Origin of the sequence: Roseobacter sp., assembly GCF_045106495.1 — a bacterium.
Lineage (GTDB): Bacteria > Pseudomonadota > Alphaproteobacteria > Rhodobacterales > Rhodobacteraceae > Roseobacter.
The window spans coordinates 81358-88865 of sequence record NZ_JBGCEQ010000004.1; the positions used below are offsets into that span (position 1 = coordinate 81358).

The following is a 7508-nucleotide window of genomic DNA, read 5'->3' on the forward strand; positions in this document are numbered from 1 at the left end:
TAGCTCACTTTTGGAGGAGGAAGAAACATGTGTGATATCTGTGTGATAAATTCGGTGAAGGAAAAAATGTTGTCGCGGCGCGATTTCTTCAAAACAACCGCCGCAGTTGGTGCAACAGCAACCCTTGGAGTGATGGCGTCAACACCACCTGCGATGGCGGCGGGACACGGCGGCGTTATCGATATGACGCACAAGCTGAGCCCTGAATTTCCGACCTTTTTTGGGGTGCCGGGTATCTCGATGGAGCAGCAATTCAACTTCGCCGAAAACGGGTTCAACTTGTTCAACCTTAATATCAATGAGCACACCGCAACACATATTGACGCGCCGCTGCATTTCTCGGCCGATGGCAATTCCGTGGATGAAATCCCGGTGAGCGATCTGGTTGTGCCGCTCTGTGTGATTGACATTGCAGCAAAGGCCGCGGACGACGCGGACGCGCAAGTGACACCGGACGACTTGAAAGCATGGATTGCAGCCAACGGGGCGATCCCTGACAAGGCCTGCATTGCCATGCATTCCGGTTGGGCCGCGAAGACTGCGGGTCCCGACTATGTGGGCAGTGATGCGGAAGATGTGAAACACTTCCCCGGCTTTCATATCGAAGCGACACAAATGCTTTTGGAAGAAACAACTGCTGTTGCCATGGCCGTCGACACCTTGTCACTGGATCATGGCCCTTCGCCCGATTTTGCCACGCACTATGCCTGGCTACCCGCAGGTCGTTACGGCATCGAAAATCTCGCTGGTCTTGATCAGGTGCCTGCGGCCGGTGCCACGCTGGTGGTCGGCGCACCCAATCATGTTGGCGGATCTGGCGGCCCTGCCCGCATTTTCGCGATGGTGTAATGGCAACCGTTCCGCTCATATCAGATGACGCGGCCAGCGCCGAGGTGCTGGCTGTTTTCGATGACATTCGAACCACCCGCGATACGGATTTCATCAACAATTTCTGGCGCGCACTGGCCAACGACCCGGTACTTTTGGCGGCAACCTGGGACAGGTTGAAGGTCGCGATGGGACCTGGAACGCTCGATCCTTTGGTCAAGGAAATGATATATATCGCAGTCTCGACAGCGAACGGTTGTGAATATTGCGTGCATTCTCATACAGCCGCCGCATCGGCCAAAGGCATGACATCCGATCAACATGGCGAGTTACTCAGCGTGATCGGAATGGCCATGCAGACCAACGGCTTGGTGACGGGTCTTCAAGTGCCGGTCGATGACGCGTTCCGCAAGGTCCATACATGAGCAGCGATCTGACCAACCCGGAGTTCGAACGCGACTTTGCCTTGGCTGAGTACAAAGAAATCGGCACGACCATTAGGCACTATATTTCGCTAGTCACCGCAACGGAACGGTTTGCAATTGCCGGTGCCGCGGCCTTTGCCTCATTTTCCATATCAGGACTGACAGAAGGCATTGAACGGGCGCAGATATATGTCAGCTTTATCCCTTTCGCGATCGTTTCTCTTGCGGGACTGCGATGCTTGACGCTCTATTTTGTCATTTCCAGTTCTGTTGAACACCTCAAGCAAGTGGAAACTGAATTACTTGAATCCAATGCTCTCGGGTTTAATCGACTGGATGGGGCACACCCTCTTTTGAGACGCGCGATTGAGCTGACATCCGGCGCATTTTGGGTGTTCGCCTGCAGTGCTTCTATCGCGTTCTGGCTTCTTGTAAACGACATCGTCTGACAAAGGAAAATTCATGCCAACAACTATCCCCCGCAGCAGTTACGCCGCCATGTTCGGCCCCACAACAGGCGACAAGGTCAGGCTTGCCGATACGGATCTGGTGATTGAGGTGGACCGCGACCTGACCACCTACGGCGAAGAGGTCAAGTTTGGTGGCGGCAAGGTCATCCGGGACGGTATGGGCCAATCTCAGGTCACGCGCGCAGGTGGGGCCGTGGATACGGTCATAACCAACGCGTTGATCGTCGATCACACCGGCATATACAAGGCAGACGTGGGACTGAAAGACGGTCGCATTCACAAGATAGGCAAAGCCGGCAACCCAGATACCCAGCCAGGCGTGGATATTATCGTTGGTCCTGGGACCGAGGCGATCGCGGGTGAAGGAAAAATCCTGACGGCCGGCGGTTTTGACAGCCACATTCATTTCATCTGTCCGCAACAAATCGAAGATGCGCTGCACTCGGGGATCACGACACAATTGGGTGGCGGTACTGGACCCGCGCACGGAACCCTTGCAACCACTTGCACACCGGGCCCCTGGCACATCGGAAGGATGCTGCAAGGTATTGATGGGTTTGCCATGAATATCGGCGTCTCCGGCAAGGGCAATGCCAGTCAACCCGCTGCTCTTGTGGAGATGGTCGAAGGTGGCGCTTGCGCGCTGAAACTGCATGAAGACTGGGGCACGACACCGGCTGCAATTGATTGTTGTTTATCCGTGGCCGACGACATGGATGTACAGGTGATGATCCACACGGACACGCTGAATGAAAGCGGATTTGTCGAAAATACCGTCGCCGCGATGAAAGGCCGGACCATTCACGCTTTTCACACCGAGGGTGCCGGGGGCGGTCATGCGCCTGACATCATCAAAATATGCGGCGATGCCAATGTGTTGCCGTCCTCCACCAATCCGACGCGCCCTTTCACGGTGAACACTCTTGAGGAACATCTGGACATGCTGATGGTCTGCCATCATCTGGACAAATCCATTCCAGAAGATGTGGCCTTTGCCGAAAGTCGGATCCGGCGCGAAACCATTGCTGCCGAAGACATCTTGCATGATATGGGCGCGTTCTCGATCATTGCATCCGACAGCCAAGCCATGGGGCGGGTGGGGGAAGTATTGATCCGCACCTGGCAAACAGCGGATAAAATGCGCAAACAACGCGGGCGTCTGGCAGAAGAAACGGGTGAAAACGACAATGTTCGCGTACGCAGGTATATTTCAAAATATACCATCAACCCGGCAATTGCGCATGGTATTTCCCACGAAATCGGCTCAATCGAACAAGGTAAACGTGCGGATCTGGTGCTTTGGAACCCTGCTTTCTTTGGCGTGAAACCGGAGATGGTCCTGATGGCCGGGACAATTGTCTGTGCGCAAATGGGCGACCCGAATGCCTCTATTCCAACCCCGCAACCAGTTTACACGCGCCCCATGTTCGGCAGCTTTGGCCGGTCGGTTGAACGCTCTGCGGTTACTTTTGTCAGCGCTGCAGCAGAAGCCGCAGGTATCGGTAAATCGTTGGGGTTAAACAAGGACGTGATTGCAGTGAAAAACACACGCAATATCGGGAAAAAAGATCTTATCCTCAACGATGCTCTACCCCAAATCGAGGTCAACCCGGAAACTTACGAAGTGCGTGCCGACGGTGAATTGCTCACCTGCCAACCCGCCGAAGTGTTACCCATGGCACAGCGCTATTTCCTGTTCTGAGGTTCTTTATGTTACCAACGGCGCAAAAGGTTATCCTAAACGGCACCAATGTCGCGGACTACGTGACGCTGGATTATGACGCCCGGTTTTTGCGTCGCAAAGTTATCAAAACACAGAACGGTCTGGACGTGCTTGTGGACTTGCCCAAAACGATGTCGCTTGGAGAAGGCGATGTGCTCGAGACCACCGACGGTATGCGGATCGGTGTCAGAGCCGCACCAGAGCCGTTACTGGAGATTACTGGTCGTGATCTGCACCGCATTGCCTGGCACATTGGCAACCGACACACGCCTTGCCAGATCGAGGAAGATCGTCTGTTCATTCAACAAAACCATGTCATGGCCCAAATGCTCGAAAAACTCGGTGCGCATGTGCACCAGATCACCCGGCCCTTTACCCCGGAGGGCGGCGCCTATGGCCACGGTCGCACGCACGGTCACGACCACAACGCGCAGCATGGCCCGGAAACAACACACGTACACGCACATGACCACTGACGCACTTCTGACGCTGACCCAATGGTTGTCTCCTGGTTTTCCAGTTGGCGCTTTTGCCTATTCTCATGGGCTTGAAACTGCGATTGAGACAGGCGCACTCCGAGGCATCCACGATTTGGAACTGTGGCTGACCGATCTGATATGCGAGGGTGGCGGACAGACTGATGCTGCATTTTTGTCCGCCGCCTATGTGGCCGAACCTGATGCGATACATCTGGTCGATGCAACCGCGCGCGCCTTTGCTGCCAGCGCTGAACGTCTGTTGGAAACAGATCAGCAAGGCGCCGCTTTTTGTCGGACAGTCGAGGCGGTATGGGGAACGCAACTTGGAACGTTGACATATCCGGTTGCCGTGGGACATGCGGCCAGCAAAAGTAACATCCCGCTCGCTCTGGCAGCAAGCATGTATCTGCACGCTTTTGCTGCCAATCTGATCTCAGCTGCCGTCCGGCTGGTACCTCTCGGTCAGACGGAAGGACAAGCGCTTTTGGCAAAACTGGCGCCGCTCATCCAAATCACAGCAGACAAAGCAATGAAGATGCCCGATACCGAGCTCTATTCACAGTGCTTCGCCGCCGATATCGCTGCCATGCAACATGAAGTTCAATACTCAAAGGTATTCCGCACATGACCAGTTTGAACGGCCCCCTTCGCATTGGAATCGGCGGCCCCGTTGGCGCAGGAAAAACGACACTGACGGCGAACCTGGCCCGCGCATTGAGCCCGCATCATTCGATCGGTGTGATCACCAATGACATTTACACGCAGGAAGATGCAGACGCGTTGGTGCGCATGCAAATCCTGCCAAGTGATCGCATCATAGGTGTCGAAACGGGCGGTTGCCCGCATACTGCGATCCGCGAAGACGCCTCGATCAATCTTGCAGCGGTCGCCGAGATGCAGACCCGGCATCCCGACGTTGAGGCGATTCTGATCGAAAGCGGCGGGGACAACCTGAGTGCAACTTTTTCGCCCGAACTGGCAGATGTCACGCTTTACGTGATTGATGTGGCGGCCGGCGAAGAGATCCCGCGCAAGGGCGGGCCCGCGATCACGCGCTCGGACATTCTGATCATCAATAAAACTGATCTCGCCCCCCACGTTGGTGCATCGCTTGAGGTCATGAAACGAGACGCCACCAAAATGCGCGCTGGACGCCCGTTTATTTTCACCTCGCTGAAGCACGGCGAAGGCGTGGACGCTGTCATCGACACCCTGAAGGCAATTTCCGGCCTCGGTCTTGTGGCGGTGTAGCCGGGCCCAGAAGGGTTCCTCAAATAAACAGCCTTGCCAGGTTAGAACCACGCGCGCAAATTTGTCGCACACCAACTATGGTAATCCAGAACAAGAGGTTTGCGTTTTAACCATTTGTAAAGAAATTGAATAAGTATGCCCCCTATAGCCTCGTGAGATATCAATAGCTTTTCCAAAACCTGACGATGCGCGATTTGGGAATCGTTGAAACCCCTTGAAGTTGTAAGTTTCGCGCAACCCACATCTCACAGCGTTGGCTAAGCTAAAACCAGTGGATGATTGAACCGTGTGCCTTCAATTGGTCCTGAGATCGGTGTTCTCACGATCGACCGCGTACCAAAGACCGACAGTATGTGACTGATCCTCTTCAACGGACCTGTGCCTTGCGGCGGCAAGGAACTGATGCCTGGTCCATTAATCGGCGTTTTGACCATACTGTTCGCAATTTAGAAATCTCCGTCAGGTTGGGCATATCACGCCACCTTGAATGAATTGCGACAGAAACAGGATGCGCGGATCGGCACCGTTGCGCGTGCCTGCGCCTGATCAAGTTGCTGCTTGATATGTCTGGCCTCCGTTACAGCACCGCGCCGCATCAGGCATTCGTGTAGCCCATGTAACGACCAGACGTTTCTCGGGTGTTGGCAGGCGCGCGCCAGTGTCTCATCCAGACCGAGATCGGCACGATAGACAGCTTCCGCCTCTTCAAACTGTTGCATCTCCATCAACAATGCGCCCAGAGCGTGGCGGGTTGGCTGCATCCAGCCCCATGGTTCATCATAAAGCAGCGCGTCGTCCAAGGCGACGGATTGGCGCAGATGGGCGATGCCTGCGTCCTGATCCCCGGATTTGAAAGCCAATTCGCCCTCCATCATAGCATGGCCAACGCTGAGGACATCAGAGGCAAAATTATTAAAGACCATGCGCGTTTCTTGCACTGAGGAGAGGGCCGCCCTGGCCTTTTCACGCTCAGTGCGTGCCGCATCGATCTGCCCCAGATTGGCCAAAGCGATGACCCGGGCCTGTCGCATGGCCGCCGTCGTATAGCTGAAGAGCTCCGCGTCTTCCGGAAATGGTTCATCAAGGATTTCTTGCCATAGCCCGAAGCGAACCATCACGTGGATTTTCTTGCCCCAAAAGGATTCAAACAAATCGGGCAAATAGCGCACCACGTTGTCCGGCAACATCTCGATCAATCTTTCTGACGCTGCTAGGGCGACGTCAGGCTGGCCCAGAAACATCGCACCATAGGCTTCGAAATGCACATTGTGGATGCGGTAGACTGTGTAGAAGTTTTCACCACCGGCGAGCGCTTCATACAAGCGGTCCACTTCTGCCGCCCGCCTGTTGCGCCACACTACGTTCTGGTAGTCGCCGCACAGCACATCAATATGTGTGGCCATATGCACCAGATGACCGCTGTCGGGCACAAGGTCGACCAGCCGATCACCGTGGCGCAAGGCCCGCTCCGGAAAGGGCGACATTTCCATCAGATGGATATACATGTGCAAAAGCCCCGGATGATCCCAGGCACCGGGCAAGGTATCAAACGCTGTTTCCAAAGCAGCTTGCGCTTCGAGGGTCGAGGCCCCTTCTCGCGGCGTACCTGTAGTCAGATCCCACAAGAGCCACGGCGTTCGGTTCATCAAGGCCTCGGCGAAAAGACACACCACATCGAGATCCTCTTTGTGCGCCTCATAGACCACACGCATGGCATCCGAAAATGCGTCATTCCACGGCGCATAGTCTTCGATGGTAGGATCATCGGGGAAACGCTGCGCCAGCGCATCAATCAAGGCGACCTCTACTGTTGAAAGCTGCGGGCTTAGATCCTTCGCCATTGCCAACGCCGCATGCGCTCGGGTTAGGGTCGCCTCGCGCTCTGCGGGATCAAAAAATTCCCAAGGCTTGTTGTAGTTCGGCCCCACAGCATAGGCGATGCCCCAATGCGCAATGCCGCATCTCGGGTCCGCTTCAATCGCACTTTCGAAACAGGATGCAGCGGCCTCGTGGTTATAGCCAAAAAGCCAGATCAGACCGGCATCAAAACAACGCTGGGCGGCATCCGAAGCGGTTGTAATGTTTCTGGTATAGGTCCCAAGATCAAAATTTTGCATGTGTTCACCCCGTCAAATCCCCGTCGTTTATTGGGAGCTTATCATGATCGGGTAATCTATCTAAGTCGTAGAAACCCTCAAAACTCCACGACGGCGCGGATGGACTTTCCCTGGTGCATCAGGTCGAAGCCGTGGTTGATCTCGTCCAGCGTCAGTTTGTGGGTGATCATCGGGTCGATCTCGATCTTGCCGTCCATGTACCAATCGACGATCTT

Annotated in this window: 8 protein-coding genes and 1 pseudogene; 7 read left to right on the top strand and 2 right to left on the bottom strand. The window is 55.0% G+C overall.

The annotated features are described in order from the left end of the window. Window positions 1–27 precede the first annotated feature (27 nt). The 7 genes from AB8B75_RS04855 to ureG are packed head-to-tail and all read left to right on the top strand — an operon-like array spanning window position 28 to window position 5176. Window positions 28–849: a cyclase family protein gene (locus tag AB8B75_RS04855; protein ID WP_405360272.1), complete on the top strand. Its 822-nt coding sequence runs from the start codon at window positions 28–30 to the stop codon at window positions 847–849. Then, the gene (locus tag AB8B75_RS04860; RefSeq protein ID WP_405360273.1) at window positions 849–1253 is read left to right on the top strand and encodes a carboxymuconolactone decarboxylase family protein; all 405 of its coding nucleotides are present in this window, start codon (window positions 849–851) and stop codon (window positions 1251–1253) included. Before AB8B75_RS04855 ends, AB8B75_RS04860 begins: the two co-directional genes overlap by 1 nt. Beyond that, complete coding sequence (locus tag AB8B75_RS04865; protein WP_405360274.1) at window positions 1250–1702, top strand: hypothetical protein; 453 nt, start codon at window positions 1250–1252, stop codon at window positions 1700–1702. The genes AB8B75_RS04860 and AB8B75_RS04865 overlap by 4 nt, the downstream gene beginning before the upstream one ends. Before the next feature lie 13 nt (window positions 1703–1715). After that, on the top strand, window positions 1716–3425 hold the full coding sequence (ureC, locus tag AB8B75_RS04870) for an urease subunit alpha (protein WP_405360275.1): 1710 nt from the start codon (window positions 1716–1718) through the stop codon (window positions 3423–3425). Between the two features lie 8 nt (window positions 3426–3433). Beyond that, on the top strand, window positions 3434–3922 hold the full coding sequence (locus AB8B75_RS04875; RefSeq protein ID WP_405360276.1) for an urease accessory protein UreE: 489 nt from the start codon (window positions 3434–3436) through the stop codon (window positions 3920–3922). After that, window positions 3912–4553 carry an urease accessory protein UreF gene (locus tag AB8B75_RS04880; RefSeq protein WP_405360277.1) on the top strand — a complete coding sequence of 214 codons (642 nt, stop codon included), beginning with the start codon at window positions 3912–3914 and terminating at the stop codon, window positions 4551–4553. The genes AB8B75_RS04875 and AB8B75_RS04880 overlap by 11 nt, the downstream gene beginning before the upstream one ends. Further along, window positions 4550–5176 carry an urease accessory protein UreG gene (ureG, locus tag AB8B75_RS04885; protein WP_405360278.1) on the top strand — a complete coding sequence of 209 codons (627 nt, stop codon included), beginning with the start codon at window positions 4550–4552 and terminating at the stop codon, window positions 5174–5176. Before AB8B75_RS04880 ends, ureG begins: the two co-directional genes overlap by 4 nt. A 473-nt stretch (window positions 5177–5649) precedes the next feature. Here ureG and AB8B75_RS04890 read toward each other — a convergent pair whose 3' ends face one another. After that, window positions 5650–7293: a hypothetical protein gene (locus tag AB8B75_RS04890; RefSeq protein WP_405360279.1), complete on the bottom strand. Its 1644-nt coding sequence runs from the start codon at window positions 7291–7293 to the stop codon at window positions 5650–5652. 77 nt (window positions 7294–7370) lie between these two features. Beyond that, window positions 7371–7508: pseudogene (locus AB8B75_RS04895) on the bottom strand (S-(hydroxymethyl)glutathione dehydrogenase); the annotation flags it as partial.